The organism is Neoroseomonas marina, from assembly GCF_012927745.1.
Taxonomy (GTDB): Bacteria; Pseudomonadota; Alphaproteobacteria; order Acetobacterales; family Acetobacteraceae; genus Neoroseomonas; species Neoroseomonas marina.
In genome coordinates, this window is the sequence record NZ_JABBKX010000004.1 from 219,676 (window position 1) to 242,110 (window position 22,435).

20 protein-coding genes and 3 tRNA genes are annotated in these 22,435 nt (G+C 68.5%); 21 read left to right on the forward strand and 2 right to left on the reverse strand.

Annotated features, from left to right (window positions below; translation table 11 throughout):
• Positions 1 to 44 precede the first annotated feature (44 nt).
• A tRNA-Ser gene (locus tag GWK16_RS14225) sits at positions 45 to 134 on the reverse strand.
• Positions 135 to 151: 17 nt separating this feature from the next.
• Positions 152 to 1,552 carry an MmgE/PrpD family protein gene (locus GWK16_RS14230; RefSeq protein ID WP_170054630.1) on the reverse strand — a complete coding sequence of 467 codons (1,401 nt, stop codon included), beginning with the start codon at positions 1,550 to 1,552 and terminating at the stop codon, positions 152 to 154.
• A 108-nt stretch (positions 1,553 to 1,660) separates the two neighbouring features.
• Here GWK16_RS14230 and GWK16_RS14235 point away from each other — a divergent pair, with 108 nt between their 5' ends.
• From GWK16_RS14235 to nuoG, 21 genes are all read left to right on the forward strand, one after another.
• On the forward strand, positions 1,661 to 2,683 hold the full coding sequence (locus GWK16_RS14235) for a lytic murein transglycosylase (protein WP_248291378.1): 1,023 nt from the start codon (positions 1,661 to 1,663) through the stop codon (positions 2,681 to 2,683).
• Entirely contained in the window at positions 2,680 to 3,543 is an 864-nt protein-coding gene (locus GWK16_RS14240) for a septal ring lytic transglycosylase RlpA family protein (protein WP_338144478.1), read from the forward strand. The genes GWK16_RS14235 and GWK16_RS14240 overlap by 4 nt, the downstream gene beginning before the upstream one ends.
• A gap of 31 nt (positions 3,544 to 3,574) precedes the next feature.
• Positions 3,575 to 4,789 carry a D-alanyl-D-alanine carboxypeptidase family protein gene (locus GWK16_RS14245; protein ID WP_170054632.1) on the forward strand — a complete coding sequence of 405 codons (1,215 nt, stop codon included), beginning with the start codon at positions 3,575 to 3,577 and terminating at the stop codon, positions 4,787 to 4,789.
• Between the two features lie 43 nt (positions 4,790 to 4,832).
• Positions 4,833 to 5,459 (forward strand): dTMP kinase, encoded by a 627-nt coding sequence (tmk, locus tag GWK16_RS14250; RefSeq protein ID WP_170054633.1) that lies wholly within the window; start codon positions 4,833 to 4,835, stop codon positions 5,457 to 5,459.
• A gap of 151 nt (positions 5,460 to 5,610) precedes the next feature.
• Positions 5,611 to 6,612, forward strand: a complete 1,002-nt coding sequence (locus GWK16_RS14255) for a DNA polymerase III subunit delta' (RefSeq protein ID WP_170054634.1) — start codon at positions 5,611 to 5,613, stop codon at positions 6,610 to 6,612.
• A 32-nt stretch (positions 6,613 to 6,644) separates the two neighbouring features.
• Positions 6,645 to 8,219: a methionine--tRNA ligase gene (metG, locus tag GWK16_RS14260; protein WP_170054635.1), complete on the forward strand. Its 1,575-nt coding sequence runs from the start codon at positions 6,645 to 6,647 to the stop codon at positions 8,217 to 8,219.
• Positions 8,219 to 8,992: a TatD family hydrolase gene (locus GWK16_RS14265; protein ID WP_170054636.1), complete on the forward strand. Its 774-nt coding sequence runs from the start codon at positions 8,219 to 8,221 to the stop codon at positions 8,990 to 8,992. The genes metG and GWK16_RS14265 overlap by 1 nt, the downstream gene beginning before the upstream one ends.
• 7 nt (positions 8,993 to 8,999) lie before the next feature.
• Positions 9,000 to 9,788, forward strand: a complete 789-nt coding sequence (locus GWK16_RS14270) for an MBL fold metallo-hydrolase (protein WP_170054762.1) — start codon at positions 9,000 to 9,002, stop codon at positions 9,786 to 9,788.
• 116 nt (positions 9,789 to 9,904) lie between these two features.
• Complete coding sequence (clpP, locus tag GWK16_RS14275) at positions 9,905 to 10,552, forward strand: ATP-dependent Clp endopeptidase proteolytic subunit ClpP (protein ID WP_170054637.1); 648 nt, start codon at positions 9,905 to 9,907, stop codon at positions 10,550 to 10,552.
• A gap of 121 nt (positions 10,553 to 10,673) precedes the next feature.
• Positions 10,674 to 11,930: an ATP-dependent Clp protease ATP-binding subunit ClpX gene (clpX, locus tag GWK16_RS14280; protein WP_168038563.1), complete on the forward strand. Its 1,257-nt coding sequence runs from the start codon at positions 10,674 to 10,676 to the stop codon at positions 11,928 to 11,930.
• Between the two features lie 136 nt (positions 11,931 to 12,066).
• The gene (gene lon / locus GWK16_RS14285; protein ID WP_170054638.1) at positions 12,067 to 14,472 is read left to right on the forward strand and encodes an endopeptidase La; all 2,406 of its coding nucleotides are present in this window, start codon (positions 12,067 to 12,069) and stop codon (positions 14,470 to 14,472) included.
• 156 nt (positions 14,473 to 14,628) lie between these two features.
• Positions 14,629 to 14,985, forward strand: a complete 357-nt coding sequence (locus GWK16_RS14290; protein ID WP_170054639.1) for an HU family DNA-binding protein — start codon at positions 14,629 to 14,631, stop codon at positions 14,983 to 14,985.
• A gap of 73 nt (positions 14,986 to 15,058) precedes the next feature.
• Positions 15,059 to 15,130 (forward strand) — tRNA-Val (locus GWK16_RS14295).
• Between the two features lie 223 nt (positions 15,131 to 15,353).
• Positions 15,354 to 15,430, forward strand: a tRNA-Asp gene (locus GWK16_RS14300).
• A 219-nt stretch (positions 15,431 to 15,649) separates the two neighbouring features.
• Complete coding sequence (locus GWK16_RS14305) at positions 15,650 to 16,018, forward strand: NADH-quinone oxidoreductase subunit A (protein ID WP_168038557.1); 369 nt, start codon at positions 15,650 to 15,652, stop codon at positions 16,016 to 16,018.
• 7 nt (positions 16,019 to 16,025) lie between these two features.
• Entirely contained in the window at positions 16,026 to 16,583 is a 558-nt protein-coding gene (locus GWK16_RS14310; protein WP_170054640.1) for a NuoB/complex I 20 kDa subunit family protein, read from the forward strand.
• Positions 16,576 to 17,244 (forward strand): NADH-quinone oxidoreductase subunit C, encoded by a 669-nt coding sequence (locus GWK16_RS14315; protein WP_408903920.1) that lies wholly within the window; start codon positions 16,576 to 16,578, stop codon positions 17,242 to 17,244. The genes GWK16_RS14310 and GWK16_RS14315 overlap by 8 nt, the downstream gene beginning before the upstream one ends.
• Positions 17,241 to 18,467 (forward strand): NADH-quinone oxidoreductase subunit D, encoded by a 1,227-nt coding sequence (locus tag GWK16_RS14320; protein WP_170054641.1) that lies wholly within the window; start codon positions 17,241 to 17,243, stop codon positions 18,465 to 18,467. The genes GWK16_RS14315 and GWK16_RS14320 overlap by 4 nt, the downstream gene beginning before the upstream one ends.
• On the forward strand, positions 18,464 to 19,084 hold the full coding sequence (locus GWK16_RS14325) for an NADH-quinone oxidoreductase subunit NuoE (protein ID WP_170054642.1): 621 nt from the start codon (positions 18,464 to 18,466) through the stop codon (positions 19,082 to 19,084). Before GWK16_RS14320 ends, GWK16_RS14325 begins: the two co-directional genes overlap by 4 nt.
• Position 19,085: 1 nt before the next feature.
• Positions 19,086 to 20,381, forward strand: a complete 1,296-nt coding sequence (gene nuoF / locus GWK16_RS14330) for an NADH-quinone oxidoreductase subunit NuoF (RefSeq protein ID WP_170054643.1) — start codon at positions 19,086 to 19,088, stop codon at positions 20,379 to 20,381.
• Positions 20,382 to 20,387: 6 nt separating this feature from the next.
• Entirely contained in the window at positions 20,388 to 22,433 is a 2,046-nt protein-coding gene (gene nuoG / locus GWK16_RS14335) for an NADH-quinone oxidoreductase subunit NuoG (protein ID WP_170054644.1), read from the forward strand.
• The last annotated feature ends 2 nt before the right edge of the window (positions 22,434 to 22,435 follow it).

The window sequence follows — 22,435 nt, forward strand, 5'->3', positions numbered from 1 at the left end:
TCGCACCGTGGCGGGGCTGCGGCAGTGTTGCAAGCGGAAGCCCGTGGCGGATGGGGTGGGATTCGAACCCACGGTGGGCGTGAACCCACGCCGGTTTTCAAGACCGGTGCCTTAAACCGCTCGGCCACCCATCCTGGCGAAGCGCCGGGGATTACTCCCCGGCGAGGCGCGCGGCCATCATCGGCGCACCGAGGCGCAGCATCCCGTGCACGTCGGACGCCTTGTCGAGGTTGAGCACCGCATCGGCCAGCTGCTTCGCGCGATCCGCGCCCAGCACCGCATCCGCGAGGCCATGGAACTTCGCGCGCAGTTCCTGCTCGGTCAGGAAGTTCGCGGGCTCGCCCTTCGGCACGTTGACTTTCTTCACGAAGGTCTGGCCGCGCGCCTTCACCGTCAGCTTGCCCGACATGTATTCGGGGAAGTCGGCTTCCACCTCGGCGTCTTCCTGCGGGAGGATCTTCCGCATCAGGGTGCGCAGGTCGGGATCCTGCAGCCAGGCGTAGGAATCCCAGCCGAAATGGCCGCGTGCCAGCGCGCAGGCCACGACGAAGGGGCCGGAGAACTGGCCGTCCACGATGTTCTGCGGGTTCTGCTTGTACTGCGTCGGCGCGCCGACCAGCAGCATGCCCTTGTTGGGCAAGCCCATGGTCACGCTCTCGATCTCCTCGGCCTTGAGGCCGAGCTCGGCGCGCAGCGCGAGCGCCGCATCGACATTGGCGTGGCCGTAGCGGCAGGACGGATAGGGCTTCACCGCCGTCTCCATCAGCTCCCACTCGCTGCCGAGGCCCTGCAGCGCGCGCTCGGGCTTCGGGTTCGGGGCATAGGCACGAAGGAAGCCGGCGCGGCCTTCCAGCGCCTCTCCGGCGCCGCGGAAGCCTTCCCGCGCCAGGCAGGCGGCCGTCAGGCCGTTCAGCGCCGACCAGCCAACCTGGAAGCGCTTCGTCCACGCGCCGTTGTTGAGGAACTGCAGCGAGCCCGCCGCCTGGGACAGGGCAATGCCGAAGGCGCTTTCCACCTGCTCGGTGGACAGGCCGAAGACGCGGGCGGCAGCCGCCGCGCCGCCGAATGCGCCGCAGGTCGCGGTCGGGTGGTAGCCGCGCTCGTAGTGGTCGCCGCCGGGCAGGGAAAGCGCGAGGCGGCAGGTCACCTCATAGCCCGCGACGATCGCCGCGAGGACGGTCTTGCCGTCGGCGCCGACCATCTCCGCGGCGGCGAGCGCGGCCGGGATCACCGGGGCGCCGGGATGCAGCGTGCCGGCCGCGTGGGTGTCGTCGAAGTCGAGCGAATGCGCCGTGGTGCCGTTCACCAGCGCCGCGCCGGCCGGCGTGTAGCGCGCGGAGTCCCCGAACACCGCCGCCGACCCGGCCGCGAGGCCGAGCGACCGGACCGCGGCGAGCAGCGGGGCAGTGCTCTCGGTATCGTGACGGCCGCGCAGCATGTTGCCGACGAGGTCGAGGACGAGGAAGCGCGTGCGCTCCTGCACTTCGGCGGGCAGGGTTTCGTAGCGGATCCCTGCGGTGAAAGCGGCGAGTTCGCGCGTTACGGCGGCCATGGCGTTGTCCTCCAGTCAGGGGACCGAGCTTAAGCGTAGGGGCGACCGCGGCCAAGGCGCCCACACTTCGTTTGCGTCGAGGGGCGCCGCATGGCACCTCCTGTGGCCATGATCCCGCGCCGAATCTTCCTGGCCGCTGCACCGCTCGCCGGCTGCACCGCCGCCGCGACGCCCTCCGCGCCCCCGGCCCCCATTGCTGCGGCCACCCCGGTCGAGCCGCCGATGACCTCGGTCTCGAGCGTGCCCTTCGACCGCTTCGTCGACGGGGTGAAGACCGAGGCGCGCCGACGCGGCATCTCTCAGACGACCCTGGCCGCGGCGTTCAGCGGCGTGCGCCCGAATCAGCGGGTCATCGAGCTTGACCGCCGCCAGGCGGAAGGCGGGCTGCAATGGGAGGATTACCGGGACCGCATCATGGTCTCGCCGACCCGCGTGCAGAACGGCCGCCGCAACTATCTCGAGAACGCCGACCTGCTGCGGCGGATCGAGCAGCGCTTCCGCGTGTCCCCCAGCATTATCGTCGCGATCTGGGGCGTCGAGACGAACTTCGGCGGCAACACCGGCGGCTTCAAGGTGGTCGAGGCGCTGGCGACCCTCGCGTGGGAAGGGCGCCGCGCGGCCTATTTCCGCACCGAGTTGTTCGCCGCGCTGAAGATCCTCGAGGACGGCCACATCCGCACCGACCGGATGACGGGCTCCTGGGCCGGCGCGATGGGGCAGCCGCAGTTCATGCCGACCAATTTCGAGCGCCTCGCGGTCGACTTCGACGGCGACGGGCGGCGCGACATCTGGGACAGCAAGGCGGATGCGCTCGCCTCCATCGCCAATTACTTCGCCCGCAACGGCTGGCGGGATGGGGAGCCCTGGGGCCTCGCCGTCACCCCGCCGCCGGGCTTCAGTGCCGCCGGGGCCGACACCTCCATGCGGCCCATGCGCGATTTCGCCCGCATGGGCTTCCGGACCGAGGCCGGCCGTCCGCTGCCCGACGGGCCGGATGCGCAGGTGGTGTTGCCCAACCGGGGCAACGGCCAGGTCTTCCTCGGCCATCACAACCTGCGGGTCATCCGCCGCTACAACTCGCCGGTGAATTACGGCCTCGCGGTCGGGCTGCTGTCGGACCGGGTGGGGTGAGGGCGCTCCTCCTCGCCGGCCTTCTGCTGGCCGGCTGCAGCGGACCCGCCCCGCGCTACGTTGTCGGCGAGCCCTACCGGATGGGCGGGGTATGGTCCTACCCGCGGGAGGATTTCTCCCTGACCGAGACCGGCCTGGCGACCCGCCAGGCAGGGCCTGGGTGGAACGCGACCACGGCGAATGGCGAGGCGTGGAGTGGATCCCGCGCTCTGGCCGCGCACCGGACATTGCAGTTGCCGGCGGTCGTGACCGTGACGAACCTCGAGAACGGGCGGTCGCTGACCCTGCGCGTCAATGACCGCGGACCGGTGAACCCCGGCCGGGTCATCGGGCTGTCCGACCGCGCGGCCGACCTGCTGGGCGTGCCAGCGGGCGCGGCGACCCAGGTCCGCCTGGCAGTGGACGGCGACCGGAGCCGGGCGCTGTCCGATGCGGTGCCGGGGCGCGAGGTGCCCCGCGTGGCGATCGAGACGGCGCCGCGCGCGGCGGTCGCGGCCGAAAGCCTCGAACCCCCGCCCGGTGCCCGGTCGTCGGGATCCGTGGCCCCCGTCGCAACGCGCGTCGCCGCCGAGGAGGCCCCGGCGGCCCGCCCACGCGATGTCGCTCTGCCGGAGACGGTCTCGCAGGGATCGCCCCAGCCGGGCAGGCTCTATGTCGAGCTCGGTACCCTCTCGCGGCCGGACTCGGCGCAGCGACTCGCGGCCCGCGTGCCGGGCGCGCGCATCGAGACCATCGGCACACGGCGCGATCGCCAGTACCGCGTCCGGCTCGGCCCGTATCCAGATGTAACGGGGGCCGACGCGGCGCTTGAGCGGAGCCTGTCCGCAGGCGTATCCGGAGCGCGCATCCTGGTGGACTGACATGGCCGCCGATTCGATGGGGGTTGCGGACATGACCGATCGCCGAACGATCCTGCTGGGCACGCTCGGTGCGACGCTCGCGACGCCGGCGCTCGCGCAGCGCGGCGCACAGCCGCAAGGCCGGCGTCAGGCCGCGGCCGCACGGCCGCCCGGCGCCCCCGCCGACACGCCGCTCGGGCCGCTCGACGTGCAGGCGCGCCAGGCGATCATGGTCGACTTCTCGACAGGGGCGACGCTGCTCGAGAAGAATGCGGACGAGCGCATGGCGCCGTCCTCCATGTCCAAGCTGATGACGATGTATGTCGTCTTCGAGAAGCTGAAGGCCGGGCAGCTGCAGCTCGACCAGATGCTGCCGGTCAGCGAGCGCGCCTGGCGCATGGGCGGGTCCAAGATGTTCGTGGACCTCGGCGCCCAGGTGAGGGTCGACGACCTGATCCGCGGCGTCATCGTTCAATCAGGCAACGATGCGTGCATCGTGCTGGCCGAGGCGATCAGTGGCAGCGAGCAGCAATTCGCCGAACTGCTGAACGAAACGGGCCGCCGCATCGGCCTGCAGAACAGCACCTTCCGCAATGCCACCGGCTGGCCCGATCCGGAACACCGTACGACATGCCGGGATCTCTCGATCCTGGCCCGGCGGATCATCTCCGACTTCCCGGAATACTTCCCGTACTACAACGAAAGGTCCTTCCGGTTTAACAATATTTCCCAGGACAACCGGAACCCGCTCCTGTCGCGGGTCGCAGGAGCGGATGGACTCAAAACCGGGCACACCGAGGAAGCGGGCTACGGCCTGACCGGAACCGTGAAGCGCGGCGACCGCCGCGTGATCATGGTGGTGAACGGCCTGCCCTCGATGCGTGCCCGCGCCGAGGAAAGCGAGCGGCTGATGGAATGGGCTTTCCGCGAGTTCGAGGCAGTTGTCCTGTTCCGGGCCCAGGACACGATCGAGGAAGTACCGGTCTACCTCGGCGAGCGGTCCAAGGTGCCGATGGTGGGCGGACGCGACCTGGTGCTGACCCTGCCGCGGCAGTGGCGGTCCCGCCTGCAGGTGCGCCTGCGCTACGACGCCCCGCTGACGGCGCCGATCGCGCGGGGGCAGCAGATCGGCGAGATGATGGTCGGCGGGCAAGGCGTGCCGGAACTGCGGGTGCCGCTGATGGCCGGGGCGGATGTGGAACGGCTCGGGCTCGTCTCACGCATCCCCGCGGTGGTGAGCCGGATGGTCTTCGGCGCCCGCACCTGAAGGCGGGTTTCCCAGCGGCGCGGAGTGCGGCATTCCTGCGGGCATGATTGCGCGCGGACGGTTCATCACGCTCGAGGGCGGAGAGGGCGCGGGGAAGTCCACCCAATCCCGTCGGCTGGCCTCGGCGCTCGCCGCGGCCGGGCTGCCCGTGTTGCGCACCCGCGAACCCGGCGGCACGCCCGGGGCGGAACGGATCCGCGACCTTCTGCTCAGCCACGGTCCCTGGGAGACGGTCGCCGAGGCCATGCTGCATTTCGCCGCGCGCCGGGAGCACGTCGCGCGCGTCATCCGCCCGTTCGTCGAGGCCGGGGGCTGGGTGGTCTGCGACCGCTTCGCCGATTCGACCCTGGCCTACCAGGGCGCGCAGGGCCTGCCACGCGAGGTCTGGGCGCGGCTTGCGGATGTGGCGCTGGAAGGGTTCGGGCCGGACCTGACGCTGGTGCTGGACCTGCCGGTCGAGGCGGGCATCGCGCGCGCGGCGGCGCGCAGCAGTGCCGACCGCTACGAGCGGATGGGCGCGGCTTTCCACCGGCGGGTGCGGGAGGGGTTCCTCGCGATCGCGGCCGCTGAGCCGCAACGCTGCGCTGTGATCGATGCAGGTGCGGGGGCGGAGGCGGTGTTCGCGGCGGTCGCGGGGACTGTGCGCGAACGGCTTGGGGCAGCGCTGTGACCGGAGGGGCGCCGCCCCTCCGGGCCTCCCCGCCAAAGGCCCGGAGGCCTTTGGAAACCGATACTTACGGGCCCCAAATCACGGTTCCCGAAGGCCCTTCGGCCTTTGGCGGGGTGGGTCCGGGAGGGGCGGCGCCCCTCCCGCTGCGCCCATGACCGATCCGCGCTCCACGCCCGACTTGGCAGGCCACGACGAGGCCGCGCGCGCCCTCGAAGCCGCTGCCCGTTCCGGCCGCCTGCACCATGCCTGGCTGCTGTGCGGCCCGCCCGGCATCGGCAAGGCGACGCTCGCCTGGCGCTTCGCGCGGTGGTTGCTGGCGGGCATGCCCGAGGGGCCGTCGCCGCTCTATGTGGACCCCGCCAGTTCCGTCTTCCGTCGCGTCGCCGCCGACACCCATGCCGACTGCTTCACCCTGGAGCCGAACACCGGCGACCGGGGCACCAAGCGCGTGCTGCGCGTCGAGGACGCCCGCGAGGCTGTCCGCTTCCTGACCCAGACGGCGGCCGAGGGCGGCTGGCGCGTCGTGGTGATGGACGAGGCTGAGCGCGCCGACCAGGCCGCTGTGCAGAACACGCTGCTCAAGACACTCGAGGAGCCGCCGCCGCGGACGGTGCTGCTGCTCGTCTGCTCGGCGCCGCAGCGGCTGCTGCCGACGATCCGCAGCCGCTGCCGTCGGCTCGACCTCAATCCGCTCGCCCCGGGCGAGATGGAGGCCCTGCTCGCCCGCCTGCTGCCGGAGACGGGCAAGGCGGAGCGCGCGCGGCTCGCGGTGCTGGCGCAGGGCTCGCCGGGCCGCGCGCTGGCGCTGGCCGAGGCGGGCGGGCTCGAACTGCAGGCGATGGTGGACAAGACGCTCGGGGCGCTCGCGAAGGGCGACCCGCCGCGGGACCAAGCGCTGGCGGATCGGCTCGCGATGGACCGCACGGGCGGCGCCTTCGGGATCTTCATGGGGCTGCTGCGCGGGACGATCGCCGGTGCGCTGCGCGACGCCGCGCGGGGGCAGGCCGCACCGGCCTGGCTCGCCCGCCATCCGCTTGCCGTCTGGGCGTCGCTGTGGGATAGGCTCGGCACCCTCGCGGACGATACCGAGCGGTTGAACCTCGACCGCAAGCAGGCCGTGCTCACGGGCCTTTCCTGGCTCGCGCGCCCCTGAACGGAGCGGCCGGACCTCTCACCGGACAGCCCATGGCGAAGCCACCGATCTACTACACCACGCCGATCTATTACGTGAACGACAAGCCCCATATCGGGCACGCGTACACCTCGCTCGCGACCGACGTGCTAGCGCGCTTCAAGCGGCTGGACGGGCACGAGGTCTTCTTCCTGACCGGCACCGACGAGCACGGCCAGAAGGTCGAGAAGGCGGCGAAGGACGCCGGCGAGGACCCGCAGGCCTTCACGGATCGCGTCAGCCAGGCCTTCCGCGACCTGACGGTCACGATGGGCTTTTCCAACGACGACTTCATCCGCACCACCGAACCGCGCCACAAGGCGGCCTGCGTCGCGCTGTGGAAGGTGCTGGCGGAGCGCGGCGAGATCTACCTCGGTGACTACGAGGGCTGGTACGCCGTTCGCGATGAAGCATTTTACGGCCCGGACGAGCTGACCGAACGCGACGGCGTGAAGTACGCGCCATCGGGCGCGCCGGTGGAGTGGGTGAGGGAGCCGTCCTACTTCTTCCGCCTGTCGAAGTGGCTCCCGGAACTGCTGCGCCGCTTCGACCTGTCGGACGGCGACCCCGAGCGTATCGACATCCAGCCCGAGAGCCGGCGGAACGAGGTGCGCGCCTTCGTCGCCCAGGGGCTGAAGGACTTCGCCGGCAAGCCGGAGAAGCTTGATCTTTCGGTCTCCCGCACCTCCTTCACCTGGGGCGTGAAGGTGCCGGGGGACGAGGCGCATGTGATGTATGTCTGGGTCGATGCCCTGACGAACTACATCACCGCCGCTGGCTACCCCGACACGACGAATCCGCGCTGGAAGTTCTGGCCGGCCGACGTGCATTTCGTCGGCAAGGACATCGTGCGGTTCCACACCATCTACTGGCCGGCGATGCTGCTCGCCGCCGGGCTGGCGCCACCGAAGCGAGTCTTCGCGCATGGCTGGTGGACCAACGAGGGCCAGAAGATCAGCAAGTCGCTGGGCAACGTGATCGACCCGGTGTCGCTGGTGGAGGAATACGGGCTCGATCCGGTGCGCTACTTCCTGCTGCGGGAAGTGCCCTTCGGCCAGGATGGAGATTTTGCGCGCAAGGCGCTGATCAACCGGCTGAACGGCGAACTGGCGGACGCGCTGGGCAACCTCGCGAACCGGACGCTGTCGCTGATCCAGCGGAACTGCGAGGGAAAGCTGCCGGCGGCCGCCGCACGGACCGAGGAGGACGGGGAGCTGTTCGCCTCGGTCGACGCTCTCGCCGAGACGGTGCGCAAGCAACTGGACCAGCAGCATTTCCACATCGCGCTCGAGACCATCTTCGCGAGCGTGCGCGAGGCCAACGGCTACATCACCAAGATGGCGCCCTGGGCGCTGAAGAAGACCGATGTGGTGCGGATGGCGGCGGTGCTGCGGCACCTGCACACGGCGCTGCGGACCTACGCAACGCTGCTGCAGCCCTTCATGCCGACGACCATGGCCGCGCTGCTCGACCAGCTCGCCGTGCCGGCGGGGGCGCGGGACATCGCCGCCCTCGGCAAGCCGATGGCCGATGGCGTCGCCCTGCCGCCGCCCACGCCGCTGTTCCGCAAGATCGAGCTGCCGGCCTGATGCTCGTCGATAGCCACTGCCACCTCGACTACTATGTCGAGGCCGAGATCGAGCAGGTGATCGCCCGCGCCCGGGAAGCCGGGGTCGGCCGCATGGTCACGATCGGCGTCCGCATGTCCCAGGCCGCCAAGGTCAAGGAACTGGCGGAACGCTTCCCCGATGTCTGGGGCACGGTCGGCATCCACCCCCACAATGCCGGGGAGGGCCCGCTGCCGACCGCCGAGGAGATCGCCGCCGCGGCCGACCATCCGCGCATCGTCGGCATCGGCGAAAGCGGCCTCGACTACTTCTACGACAAGGCCCCGCGCGACGCGCAGGCGGAGAACTTCCGCCGCCACATCCGGGCCGCGCGCCTGGCCGGGCTGCCGCTCGCGATCCATGCCCGCCAGGCGGATGACGACATCCTCGCCATCCTGCGCGAGGAGCGGGAGGCGGGCGGGCCTTTCGACTTCCTGCTGCACTGCTTCAGCAGCGGGCGCGAGCTGGCAGAAAAATCGGTGGAAATGGGTGGGTATGTGTCTTTCTCGGGCATCCTGACCTTCCCCAAGAGCCAGGATATCCGCGACGTCGCCCGCGACCTGCCGGCCGACCGCCTGCTGGTGGAGACCGACGCGCCCTACCTTGCCCCGGTGCCCTTCCGCGGCAAGCGGTGCGAACCGGCGATGGTCGCCCACACGGCCAAGGTGCTGGCGGAGGTGCGGGGGCTCGACATCCGGGCGATCGAGGACCTGACTACGTCGAATTTCCTTCGCCTGTTCAAAAAGGCCGCCTAAGCCCTTGCTGAAGGTCACGATCCTCGGCTGCGGCGGGTCCGGCGGCGTGCCCCAGATCGGGGGCGAGGACGGTGCCGGCTGGTGGGGGGCGTGCGACCCAACCAACCCCCTGAACCAGCGTACGCGGTCATCCATCCTGATCGAGGGCGGTGCGGGCGGTCGGCTGCTGGTGGACACGGGGCCGGACCTGCGGACGCAGCTGCTCGCCTGCCGCGTGCCGTCGGTCGACGCGATCCTCTACACCCATGATCACGCCGACCACATCATGGGCATGGACGAGGTCCGGATCCTGAACCGGCTGGTCGGGCGCCCGCTCGAGGCCTTCGGGATGGAGCGGACGCTCGCCATCCTGAAGCAGCGCTTCGACTACGCCTTCCTGCCGGCGACCGGCCCGGTCTTCTACCGCCCGGCAGTCGATCCGGTGCCGTTACAGGCAGGGGATGTCGTCACCATGGCGGGGCATCGGGTCCAGACCTTCCTGCAGGACCATGCGGTGATGGACACGCTCGGGGTCAGGGTCGGGGACTTCGCCTATTCGACCGACCTGGTGCATCTGCCCGAGGAAAGCCTCGCCCTCCTTCACGGGCTGGATACCTGGGTGGTGGGATGTTTCCAGCGGCGGCCCCACAAGGTGCATGCCAACCTGGACCAGGTGCTGGATTGGGTCGCCCGGCTCCGGCCTCGGCGCACCGTCCTGACCCATATGAGTCCGGACATGGATCATGGCTGGATGCTGGCAAACCTGCCCCCGGGGGTCGAGCCGGCCCATGATGGGATGGTGCTGACATCGGCTTGATCCAGCCGGGACCGGAAGGATCGGCGGGCAGGGCTTTCGCAGGTGCGGGCCATGCCCCACATTCCCGTGTGATGACGGCGGGCTGATTCGGCGCCGCCGCGACGAAAGGATGCGTCATGGCTTGGGATCGCGACCCGGTCGAAGTCTACAACAACACCCTGGTGCCGATGGTCATCGAGCAGACAGCTCGGGGCGAGCGGGCCTTCGACATCTATTCGCGCCTTCTGAAGGAGCGGATCATCTTCCTGACGGGGCCGGTTTTCGACCAGGTTTCTTCGCTGATCTGCGCCCAGCTGCTGTTCCTTGAGAGCGAGAACCCGACCAAGGACATCGCCTTCTACATCAATTCTCCGGGCGGCGTGGTTTCGGCCGGCCTCGCGATGTACGACACCATGCAGTACATCCGCGCGCCGGTCTCCACGGTCTGCATCGGGCAGGCGGCCTCGATGGGCTCGCTGCTGCTCTGCGCGGGGGCCAAGGGCAAGCGCTACGCCTTGCCGAACAGCCGGATCATGGTCCACCAGCCGTCCGGCGGCGCCCAGGGCCAGGCGGCGGACATCGAGATCCAGGCTCGCGAGATCCTCAAGCTGCGCCAGCGGCTGAACGAGATCTACGTGAAGCATACCGATCAGCCGATCGAGGCGATCGAGAAGAAGCTCGACCGCGACAGCTACATGTCGGCCGAGGAGGCCCGCGATTTCGGCCTGGTCGACCACGTGGTCGAGGAGCGGCCGGTGCCCGTTTCGGACCCGGCCAAGGCGTGACGCCGAAGCCGCACCCGGGGCCTCCCGCGGCGGCCCGGGCCGGCTTTCGCTTTTCCCTCGGGCGCCCGGGGGCTACATTCTTGTTGCAGTTCCCCGAACGTCCGGGGAACACGGAGACCGCATGAGCAAGTCCGGCGATTCCAAGAACACCCTTTACTGCTCGTTCTGCGGGAAGTCGCAGCACGAGGTGCGGAAGCTCATCGCCGGGCCGACGGTGTTCATCTGCGACGAATGCGTCGAGCTCTGCATGGACATCATCCGCGAGGAGCACAAGACGCACCTCGTGAAGTCGCGCGACGGCGTGCCGACGCCCAAGGAGATCTGCAAGGTCCTCGACGACTACGTCATCGGGCAGGACCACGCGAAGAAGGTCCTCTCGGTCGCGGTCCACAACCACTACAAGCGCCTCGCCCACGGGGGGAAGAACCCCGACATCGAGATCGCGAAGTCGAACATCATGCTGGTGGGCCCGACGGGCTCGGGCAAGACGCTGCTGGCGCAGACGCTCGCCCGCATCCTCGACGTGCCCTTCACCATGGCGGATGCGACCACGCTGACCGAGGCCGGCTATGTCGGCGAGGATGTCGAGAACATCATCCTCAAGCTGCTGCAGGCCGCGGACTACAACGTGGAGCGCGCGCAGCGCGGCATCGTCTACATTGACGAGGTCGACAAGATCAGCCGCAAGTCGGACAACCCCTCGATCACGCGCGACGTGTCGGGTGAGGGCGTCCAGCAGGCGCTGCTCAAGATCATGGAAGGCACCGTCGCCTCGGTGCCCCCGCAGGGCGGGCGGAAGCATCCCCAGCAGGAATTCCTGCAGGTGGACACGTCCAACATCCTGTTCATCTGCGGCGGTGCCTTCGCGGGGCTCGAGAAGATCATCGGCGCACGCGGCAAGGGCTCGGGCATCGGCTTCGGCGCCGAGGTGCGGGACCCGGATGAGCGCCGCACCGGCCAGATCCTGCGCGAGGTCGAGCCAGAGGACCTGCTGAAGTTCGGCCTCATCCCGGAATTCATCGGCCGCCTGCCGGTCGTCGCCACGCTCGACGACCTGGACGAGAAGGCGCTGATCGAGATCCTGACCAAGCCGAAGAATGCCCTGGTCAAGCAGTATGGCCGGCTGTTCGAGATGGAGGGGGCGAAGCTCACCTTCACCGAGGACGCGCTGAAGGCGGTCGCGACGCGCGCCATCCAGCGCAAGACCGGCGCCCGCGGGCTGCGCTCCATCATGGAAGCCATCCTGCTGAGCACCATGTTCGACCTTCCCGGCCTCGAATCGGTCGAGGAGGTGGTGGTGAACCGGGAGGTCGCGGAAGGCCGCGCCCAGCCCCTGTTCATCTATGGCGAACGTCCGGCCGAGCAGACCTCGGCCTGATTGTACGGGGCGTGCGACGGCGCCCCGTCAAGATCTTGAGCGGGCGTCGCCCGGGTCCCACATCGGGGACATGCCGTGGCGCCCCGCCCGTGCCGCCTTTGGGCGGGCCGGGCGCCGACTGTCCCAGTGAGGTCACATGACGGATACCATCCGCGGCGAATTGCTTCCGGTGCTCCCCCTGAGGGACATCGTGGTGTTCCCGCACATGATTGTCCCCCTCTTCGTCGGGCGCGAGAAATCGGTCCGTGCGCTCGAGGCGGTGATGAAGGACGACAAGCAGATCCTGCTCGTCGCGCAGAAGAATGCCGCCCAGGACGATCCGGGCACCGACGACCTGTACCAGGTCGGCACCGTCTCGACGGTGCTGCAGCTGCTGAAGCTGCCCGACGGCACGGTGAAGGTGCTGGTCGAGGGCGGCCGCCGTGCGAAGATCGCCGCCTTCAAGGAGACCGCGAACTACTTCGAGGCCTTCGCCGAGCCGGTCGAGGAGACCACCGCCGAGCCGCGCGAGGCCGAGGCGCTGGCGCGCACCGTCGTCACGCAGTTCGAGCAGTACATCAAGCTCAACAAGAAGATCGCCCCCGAGGTGCTGGTCTCGATCAACCAGATCGAGGAGCCGGCGAAGCTCGCGGACACGGTCGCCTCGCATCTCGGCCTCAAGATCCCCGAGAAGCAGGAGTTGCTGGAGACGCCGTCCGTGACGGCGCGGCTCGAGCGCGTCTTCGCCCACATGGAGGGCGAGATCGGCGTGCTGCAGGTGGAGAAGCGCATCCGGAACCGCGTGAAGCGGCAGATGGAGAAGACGCAGCGTGAGTACTACCTGAACGAGCAGCTCAAGGCGATCCAGAAGGAGCTGGGCGAGGGCGAGGACGGCAAGGACGAGACCGCCGAGCTCGAGGCCAAGATCAAGGCCACCAAGCTGTCGAAGGAAGCGCGCGAGAAGGCGATGGCGGAGCTGAAGAAGCTGCGCACCATGTCGCCGATGAGCGCCGAAGCGACGGTGGTGCGCAACTACCTCGACTGGATGCTCTCCATCCCCTGGAAGAAGCGCTCCAAGGTCCGCAACGACATCGTCGCAGCCGAGAAGGTGCTCGACGCCGACCACTTCGGCCTGGAGAAGGTGAAGGAGCGGATCATCGAGTATCTGGCGGTGCAGTCGCGCTCGCCCAAGATCCGCGGGCCGATCCTTTGCCTGGTGGGCCCGCCCGGCGTCGGCAAGACCTCGCTCGGCAAGTCCATTGCCAAGGCGACGGGGCGCAACTTCGTGCGCATGTCGCTCGGCGGCGTGCGGGACGAGGCCGAGGTGCGCGGCCATCGCCGGACCTATATCGGTTCCATGCCCGGCAAGGTGATCCAGGGCATGAAGAAGGCGAAGACCTCGAATCCGCTCTTCCTGCTGGACGAGATCGACAAGCTCGGCGCCGATTGGCGCGGGGACCCGTCGAGCGCGCTGCTGGAGGTGCTGGACCCCGAGCAGAACTCGACCTTCGCCGACCACTACCTCGAGGTCGACTACGACCTGTCCGACGTGATGTTCGTGACGACCGCCAACAGCCTGCGCATGCCGCAGCCGCTGCTGGACCGCATGGAGATCATCCGCATCCCCGGCTACACCGAGGATGAGAAGGTCGAGATCGCTAAGCGTCACCTGATGAAGAAGGTGGCCGAGGCGAACGGCCTGAAGGATGGCGAGTGGTCGGTGTCCGACAGCGCGATCCGCGACCTGATCCGCTACTACACGCGCGAGGCGGGCGTCCGCAGCCTCGAGCGCGAGATCGCGGGCCTGGCGCGCAAGGCGGTGAAGGAGATCGTCTCCAAGCAGTCGAAGAAGGTCGCGATCACCCACAAGAACCTCGAGAAGTTCGCCGGCGTGCGGAAGTTCCGCTACGGCGAGGCCGAGGCCGAGGACATGGTCGGCGTCGTGACCGGCCTCGCCTGGACCGAGGTGGGTGGCGAGATCCTGACGATCGAATCCGTCATGGTCCCGGGCAAGGGCGTGGTGAAGACCACGGGCAAGCTCGGCGACGTGATGCAGGAGAGCGTCTCGGCCGCGATGTCCTACGTCCGTTCCCGCTCGACCTCCTTCGGCATCAAGCCGACGGTGTTCGAGAAGCGCGACATCCATGTGCACGTGCCGGAAGGTGCGACGCCCAAGGATGGTCCGTCGGCGGGCATCGCGATGGCGACCTCGATCGTCTCGGTGCTCACCGGCATCCCGGTGCGGCGCGACATCGCCATGACCGGCGAGATCACGCTGCGCGGCCGGGTGCTGCCGATCGGCGGGCTGAAGGAGAAGCTGCTCGCCGCGCTGCGGACGGGCATGAAGACTGTGTTCATCCCGAAGGACAACGAGAAGGACCTGGCCGAGATCCCGGACAATGTGAAGAAGGGGCTCGAGATCGTCCCTGTCTCTCACGTGGACGAGGTGATCGGGCGGGCCCTGGTGAAGAAGCCCGAGGCGATCACCTGGGCGGAACCGGAGGAGACTCCGGCGCCGCGGGCGCCCGAGGCCGGGAAGTCCGAGTCGGCGCTGCCGCACTGACCTTCCGGACCCCGACGGACCACTGAAAAGCCCCGGCGGAGCATGGCTTCGCCGGGGTTTTCTGTGGAAAACCCAGGATAGCGTTGCGCTTTTGCCGCATCGCCTGCCGGAAACGGCGGTTTTCCGCCGCGAATCGGATGCTCTCTCGTTGACGCTGTGGAATCCGCGCTCCTACTCTCCGCCCCGACCCGGTCGGTCGACTCGCCGGCCTGTCATCCGCACCAACGGAGGGGATACCCAGTGAACAAGCAGGACCTCATCACCGCCGTCGCCGAGGCGGCCGATCTCCCGAAGGCGAAGGCTGGCGACGTCGTCGACGCCGTGTTCGAGGCGATCCAGAAGTCGCTGAAGAAGAAGCAGGAAGTTCGCCTGGTCGGCTTCGGCACCTTCTCGACCTCCAAGCGCAAGGCCGGCAAGGGCCGCAACCCGCGCACGGGCGAGGAGATCAAGATCCCGGCGAGCACGACCGTGCGCTTCAAGGCCGGCAAGGGCCTGAAGGACGCCGTGAACTGATTTCGTCCACCAGGACGGAAGACCGGGGGGCTGGCCTGCAAAGGCCGGCCCTTCGTGTTATTGGGGGCGGCACGGGCACTTAGCTCAGCGGTAGAGCGCCTGTCTTACACACAGGATGTCGGCGGTTCGAACCCGTCAGTGCCCATTCCTTTCCGGCCCCGCGGGGGCTGGAAGAGAATCCCTCGGAGGGAGAGCGCAGCGACCCGCGACGCACCGCGTCGCGGCGCGGACCACCGCAAGCGACACCCGGTTCGTGCGTCGTCTCCACGCCACTTTCACCACGATCTCCATCCTGTTGCGGAATCTCTGCTGACCCCCGCTTGACTAACCCCGCGAGCGGCCGTATCCCCCGCCACCTGTCGCGGTGAGCGGGTGTAGCTCAGTTGGTTAGAGCGCCGGCCTGTCACGCCGGAGGTCGCGGGTTCGAGCCCCGTCACTCGCGCCACGCGACGGACTACGAAGCCAAAGCGGCGCTTCAGGAGCCATCCTGGAGCGCCGCTTTCGTTTTCAAGGCGTCACGCCTGATTCAGGTTGAAAACACCCCTTCACGGCCTATGGCGAAGCGCCGCGACCGGGGGTAATGTCCGGCCACGCTGCGCTGCGGCATCACGCCGGGCGCCGCGCTGTCATGCCCGGAACAGGGCAGGGGAGAACCGAGGCGCACATGACCCAGCCCTTGCTGGCCGATTATTTCCCGATCCTCGTCTTCCTGGGCATCGCCGGCGGCATCGCCATCGCCATGGTCGGCGGGGCGTATCTCGCAGCGCGGCAGAAGCCCTATGCGGAGAAGCTGTCCACCTACGAATGCGGCTTCGCGCCCTTCGAGGACACGCGGCATCGCTTCGATGTTCGATTCTACCTGGTCGCCATCCTCTTCATCATCTTCGACCTCGAGGTGGCGTTCCTGTTTCCCTGGGCGATCGCGCTCGGGGACATCGGCTGGCTCGGCTTCGGTTCGATGATGGGCTTCCTCTTCGTGCTGACGGTCGGCTTCGTCTACGAGTGGCGCAAGGGCGCCCTGGACTGGGAGTGACCGCAGCATGAGCGGCGCCAACAACGAGATCGCCTGGAACAGCCAGGCCCTGCCGCCGGGTGCGGCGCAGGACACGGTTATCAACGCCGTGACCGACGAGATCCAGGACAAGGGCTTTGTCGTCGCCAACATCGACAAGGTCGTGAACTGGGCGCGGACCGGTTCGCTGTGGCCGATGACCTTCGGCCTGGCGTGCTGCGCGGTGCCGATGATCCACTCCTACATGGCGCGCTACGACCTCGACCGCTTCGGCGTGATCCCGCGCGGGTCGCCGCGGCAGTCCGACGTGATGATCGTGGCCGGCACGCTGACCAACAAGATGGCTCCCGCGCTGCGCAAGGTCTACGACCAGATGAGCGAGCCGCGCTGGGTGATCTCGATGGGGTCCTGCGCGAACGGCGGCGGCTACTACCACTACTCCTACAGCGTGGTGCGCGGCTGCGACCGCATCGTGCCGGTGGACGTCTACGTGCCGGGCTGCCCGCCGACGGCCGAGGCGCTCGTCTACGGCATCCTGCAGCTGCAGAAGAAGATCCGGCGGACGGGGACCATCCTTCGTGGCTGAGAACGAGATCGCGACGGCCGAGCCGGCCGCGCCCGAGAACCCGCTGCGTGTGCTGGGCACGGCGATCGCCGCCGCCGCCGGCGGCGCGGTGACCGAGGTCCAGCTCGCCCGCGGCGGCGCCGAGCTGGTGCTGCGCGCGCAGCGCGACTCGTTGATTCCGCTGATGCTCCTGCTGCGCGACGACCCGCGCTTCGCCTTCGAGCAGTGCATGGAGCTCTGCGGCGTCGACTGGCCCGAGAGGGCCGAGCGCTTCGAGGTCGTCTACAACCTGCTCAGCCTGTCCCATAACCACCGCGTCCGCGTGATCGTGACGACGGATGGCGTGGCGAGCGTGCCTTCGGTCGTCGGCATCTGGCCGAGCGCGACCTGGTTCGAGCGCGAGACCTGGGACATGTACGGCGTGGTCTTCGAAGGCCAGCCGGACCTGCGCCGCATCCTGACCGACTACGGGTTCGAGGGGCATCCGCTGCGCAAGGATTTCCCGCTGACCGGCTTCGTCGAGCTCCGCTACGACGAGGAGCTGAAGCGCGTGGCCTATGGCCCGGTGAAGCTCACGCAGGAATTCCGCAGCTTCGACTACCTCAGCCCCTGGGAAGCGATGACCACGCTGCCCGGTGACGAGAAGGTCCACCTGAACCGTCTGGAGGGGCCGAAGGAATGAACAGCCAGGCGATCATCCCCGCCGGCGAGGCCGCCGAGACCGTGACGCGCAGCGTCGAGGTCGACAGCCACACCATCAATTTCGGCCCCCAGCATCCGGCCGCGCATGGCGTGCTGCGCCTCGTGCTCGAGATGAAGGGCGAGGTGGTGGAGCGCGCGGATCCGCATGTCGGACTGCTGCACCGCGGCACCGAGAAGCTGATCGAGTACAAGACCTATATCCAGGCGCTGCCGTATTTCGACCGGCTGGATTACGTCGCGCCGATGAGCATGGAGCATTCCTTCGCCATCGCGACGGAACGGCTCCTCGGCATCGAGGTGCCGGAGCGCGGGCAGTACATCCGCGTGCTGTTCGCCGAGCTGTCGCGGCTGCTGAACCACCTGCTCAACATCACCACCTACGCGATGGATTGCGGTGCCATCACGCCGGCGTTGTGGGGCTTCGAGCAGCGCGAGACGCTGCTGGAGTTCTACGAGAACGTCTCGGGCAGCCACTACCATGCGAACTACTTTCGTCCGGGTGGCGTGGCGAAGGACTTGCCGGCCGGACTCGAGCAGAAGATCGCCGACTGGGCCGCGAAATTCCCGGCCTTCATGGACGATCTCGAGCGGCTGCTGAGCGAGAACCGCATCTTCAAGCAGCGCACCGTCGACATCGGCGTGATGAGCGCGGAGCAGGCGATCGAGTGGGGCTTCTCGGGGCCCTGCCTGCGCGCCTCCGGCTGCGCGTGGGATCTGCGCAAGGCGCAGCCCTACGATGTCTACGACCGCATGGAATTCGACGTGCCGGTCGGCACGCGCGGGGACTGCTACGATCGCTATCTCGTGCGCATGCTCGAGATGAAGGAGAGCCTGAAGATCGTGAAGCAGTGCCTGGCGCAGATGAAACCGGGCCCGGTCAAGATCCAGGACAACAAGATCACGCCGCCGAAGCGTGGCGAGATGAAGCGCTCGATGGAAGCGCTCATCCACCACTTCAAGCTCTACACCGAGGGGTATCACGTGCCCGAAGGCGCGACCTACACGGTGACGGAAGCGCCGAAGGGCGAGTTCGGTGTCTACCTGGTGGCGGACGGCACCAACCGGCCGTACCGCTGCAAGATCCGCTCGCCCGGCTATGCGCATCTCCAGGCGATGGAGGTGCTTTCCAAGGGCCACATGCTCGCCGACGCCGTGGCGATCATCGGCTCGCTCGACGTCGTCTTCGGGGAGATCGACCGGTGACCGCCCCCCACCACGAGGAACCCGCTTCCTTCGCCTTCGATGCGGAGAGCGAGGCCAAGATCGCGACCATCATCAGGCGGTATCCGGAGGGCAAGCAGGCCTCCGCCGTGATCCCGCTGCTGTACGTCGTGCAGAAGCAGATGGGCCGGCTGACCGGCAGCGCCTGGGTGCCGCGCGTGGCGATGGATGTCGTGGCCGAACGGCTCGGCATGCCGCCGATCCGCGTCTACGAGGTCGCGACCTTCTACTTCATGTTCAACACCAAGCCGATTGGGAAGTTCCACCTGCAGGTCTGCGGCACGACGCCGTGCTGGCTGCGGGGCTCGGATGAGGTGCTGCGCGCCTGCAAGGATGCCGGCGGGCTGAAGGGCTACGGCGACACCAGCGCCGACGGCAACTTCACGCTGACCGAGATGGAATGCATGGGTGCCTGCGTGAACGCGCCGATGATCGCGGTCGATGACGACTACTACGAGGACCTCGACTACGAGAGCACCGTGAAGCTGATCGAAGCGCTGAAGCGCGGCGAGCGGCCGGCGCCGGGCAGCGTGACCGGCCGGCGTTCCAGCGAGGCGGCCGGCGGTGCCACGGCGCTGACCGGCGCGGAGAGCGAGTGACATGGCCCTTTCGGACAAGGACCGCATCTTCCAGAACCTGTACGGGTTCCAGCCCTGGAACCTGTCGGCGGCGCGCAAGCGCGGCTGCTGGGACGGCACGGCGGCGATCCTCGCCAAGGGTCGCGACGCGATCATCGAGGAGATGAAGAATTCCGGCCTGCGTGGCCGCGGCGGGGCGGGCTTCCCGACCGGCATGAAGTGGTCCTTCATGCCCAAGCAGTCGGATGGCCGTCCGTCCTACCTGGTGGTGAACGCGGACGAGTCCGAGCCCGGCACCTGCAAGGACCGCGACATCATCCGCCACGATCCGCAGACGCTGATCGAGGGTTGCCTGATCGCCGGTTTCGCGATGGGCGCGGTCGCCGGCTACATCTACATCCGGGGCGAGTACTACAACGAGAGCGTGGTTCTCGAGGCCGCGATCCAGGAAGCCTATGACGCGGGGCTGCTGGGGAAGAACGCCTGCGGGTCGGGTTACGATTTCGACCTGTATGTCCATCGCGGGGCAGGGGCCTACATCTGCGGCGAAGAGACGGCGCTGATCGAGAGCCTCGAGGGCAAGAAGGGCATGCCGCGGCTGAAGCCGCCGTTCCCGGCGGCCGTGGGCCTCTATGGCTGCCCGACCACGGTGAACAACGTCGAGACCATCGCGGTCGTGCCGACCATCATGCGGCGTGGGGCGAGCTGGTTCTCCTCCTTCGGGCGCCCCAAGAATTCGGGGACGAAGATCTTCTGCATCCAGGGGCACGTGAACAACCCGTGCAACGTGGAAGCGGAGATGAGCATCCCGATGCGCGAGCTCATCGAGCGCTATGCCGGCGGCGTGCGGGGCGGATGGGACAACCTGCTCTGCGTGATTCCCGGCGGGTCGTCGACGCCGCTGCTGCCGAAGCACATCTGCGACGACGTGCTGATGGATTTCGATGCGCTGCGCGAGCATCGCTCGGGTCTCGGCACCGCGGGCGTGATCGTGATGGACAAGTCGACCGACGTGATCAAGGCGATCGCGCGGCTCGCGGCCTTCTACAAGCATGAGAGCTGCGGCCAGTGCACGCCCTGCCGCGAAGGCATGGGCTGGCAGATGCGCCTGATGAACCGCATGGTCGAAGGCAATGCCGAGATCGAGGAGATCGATCTCCTCGAGAACGTCACGCGCCGGATCGAGGGACATACCATCTGCGCGCTCGCGGATGGCGGCGTCTGGCCGGTGCAGGGGCTGATCCGGCATTTCCGGCCGCTGATGGAAGAACGCATCATGGCCTACAAGGCGCGCCACCAGCGCCTGGCGGCGGAGTAAGGCGGCATGGCGAAGGTCACCGTCGACGGTATCGAGGTCGAGGTCCCGAACGGGTCCTCGGTGCTGCAGGCCTGCGAGGCCGCCGGCAAGGAAATCCCGCGCTTCTGCTACCATGAGCGCCTGAGCGTCGCTGGCAATTGCCGGATGTGCCTGGTGGAGGTCGAGAAGGCGCCGAAGCCGGTCGCCTCCTGCGCCTTCCCGGTCAATGACGGCATGAAGGTGTTCACCGACACGCCCGTCGTGCGCAATGCGCGCCGCGGCGTGATGGAATTCCTGCTGATCAATCACCCGCTCGACTGCCCGATCTGCGATCAGGGCGGCGAATGCGACCTGCAGGACCAGGCCTACGCCTACGGCGCCGATGCTTCCCGCTACGGTGAAGCGAAGCGCGCCGTGAAGGACAAGGACATCGGGCCGCTCATCAAGACGGTCATGACGCGGTGCATCCAGTGCACGCGCTGCGTCCGGTTCGCCGCCGAGGTTGCGGGCACGCCGGAGCTCGGCGGCACGAACCGCGGCGAGAACATGGAGATCGGCACCTATGTCGAGAAGGCGCTGACCTCGGAGCTCAGCGGCAACCTGATCGACATCTGCCCGGTCGGCGCGCTGACCTCCCGGCCATACGCCTATGTCTCGCGGCCGTGGGAACTGAAGAAGACCGAGAGCATCGACGTCCTCGACGCGGTCGGCGCGAACATCCGTGTCGATGCGCGCGGACCCGAGGTGCTGCGCATCATCCCCCGCATCAACGATGCGGTGAACGAGGAATGGATGGCCGATCGTGGCCGCTTTTCCTTCGACGGGCTGAAGCGGCGGCGGCTTGATCGCCCCTGGGTGCGCAAGGACGGCAAGCTGGTCGCGGCGACATGGCCGGAGGCCTTCGCGGCGATCGCGACCAGGTTCGCCTCGCTGCCGGGCGAGCGGATCGGGGCGGTCGCCGGTGCGCTGGCGGATGCCGAGAGCACGCTCGCGCTGAAGGACCTCATGGCGGCCTACGGGTCGGCCAATCTCGATTGCCGCGACGACGGGTCGGCGATCGATGCCTCACGGCCGGAATTCTATCGCTTCAACACGACCATTGCCGGCATCGATGAGGCCGATGCGCTGCTGATCATCGGCAGCGATCCGCGCAAGGAAGCGCCGGTGCTGAACGCGCGCATCCGCAAGCGCTGGACGCAGGGCAAGTTCCCGGTCGGCTATGTCGGGCCGCGCGGGCTCGACCTGACCTATCCGGCGCAGCATCTGGGCGAGACGCTCGCCGCGCTGGAAGGGTCCGCCTTCCTCGAGACGCTGAAGGCCGCGCAGAAGCCGATGCTGATCCTCGGCCGCGGCGCGCTGCAGCGGCCGGACGGGGCGGCGGTGCTGGCGGCGGCGTGGAAGATCGCCGCCGAGACCGGGATGCTGACGGCCGAGTGGAACGGCTTCAACCTGCTGCACCTGTTCGGCGGTCAGGTGGGCGGGTTGGAACTGGGTTTCCTGCCCGGCTCCGGCGGCAAGGATCTCAACGCCATGCTGGCGGGCGGGGTCGACGCCCTGTGGCTGCTCAACGCCGACGGCTTCGATCCGGCGCGCATCCCCGCGAGCACCTTCGTCGTTTACCAGGGGCACCACGGTGACGCGATGGCGGCGCGGGCCGACGTGATCCTGCCCGGCGCAGCCTATACCGAGAAGGATGCGACCTGGGTCAATACCGAGGGTCGTGCGCAGCGCGGGCTGCTCGCCATCTTCCCGCCCGGCGAGGCGAAGGAGGATTGGCGCATCATCCGCGCCTTCAGCGAGGGCGTCGGCAAGACGCTGCCCTACACCGACGCGGCCGCGATCCGCATGCGACTGGCCCAGGCCAGCCCGGTCTTCGCGCGGGTGGGGGAGGTGGTCCGGGCCGGCATCGCCGACACGACGGGCCCTGCCGGCGATGCGGGGGCGGTGAACACCATGCCCTTCGTGCTGCCGATCCCGGTCTATCACCAGGCGGATGTGGTCAGCCGCGCCTCGGATGTGATGGCGCAATGCGCCGCGATCTACGGGCCGGCGCCGGCCCTGGCGGCGGAGTGACG

Coding starts and splice junctions, on each gene's coding strand:
- GWK16_RS14230 (WP_170054630.1), bottom strand. CDS start 1,552: ATGGCCGCCGTAACGCGCGAACTCGCCGCTTTCACCGCAGGGATCCGC.
- GWK16_RS14235 (WP_248291378.1), top strand. CDS start 1,661: ATGATCCCGCGCCGAATCTTCCTGGCCGCTGCACCGCTCGCCGGCTGC.
- GWK16_RS14245 (WP_170054632.1), top strand. CDS start 3,575: ATGACCGATCGCCGAACGATCCTGCTGGGCACGCTCGGTGCGACGCTC.
- tmk (WP_170054633.1), top strand. CDS start 4,833: ATGATTGCGCGCGGACGGTTCATCACGCTCGAGGGCGGAGAGGGCGCG.
- GWK16_RS14255 (WP_170054634.1), top strand. CDS start 5,611: ATGACCGATCCGCGCTCCACGCCCGACTTGGCAGGCCACGACGAGGCC.
- metG (WP_170054635.1), top strand. CDS start 6,645: ATGGCGAAGCCACCGATCTACTACACCACGCCGATCTATTACGTGAAC.
- GWK16_RS14265 (WP_170054636.1), top strand. CDS start 8,219: ATGCTCGTCGATAGCCACTGCCACCTCGACTACTATGTCGAGGCCGAG.
- clpP (WP_170054637.1), top strand. CDS start 9,905: ATGGCTTGGGATCGCGACCCGGTCGAAGTCTACAACAACACCCTGGTG.
- clpX (WP_168038563.1), top strand. CDS start 10,674: ATGAGCAAGTCCGGCGATTCCAAGAACACCCTTTACTGCTCGTTCTGC.
- lon (WP_170054638.1), top strand. CDS start 12,067: ATGACGGATACCATCCGCGGCGAATTGCTTCCGGTGCTCCCCCTGAGG.
- GWK16_RS14305 (WP_168038557.1), top strand. CDS start 15,650: ATGACCCAGCCCTTGCTGGCCGATTATTTCCCGATCCTCGTCTTCCTG.
- GWK16_RS14310 (WP_170054640.1), top strand. CDS start 16,026: ATGAGCGGCGCCAACAACGAGATCGCCTGGAACAGCCAGGCCCTGCCG.
- GWK16_RS14320 (WP_170054641.1), top strand. CDS start 17,241: ATGAACAGCCAGGCGATCATCCCCGCCGGCGAGGCCGCCGAGACCGTG.
- nuoF (WP_170054643.1), top strand. CDS start 19,086: ATGGCCCTTTCGGACAAGGACCGCATCTTCCAGAACCTGTACGGGTTC.
- nuoG (WP_170054644.1), top strand. CDS start 20,388: ATGGCGAAGGTCACCGTCGACGGTATCGAGGTCGAGGTCCCGAACGGG.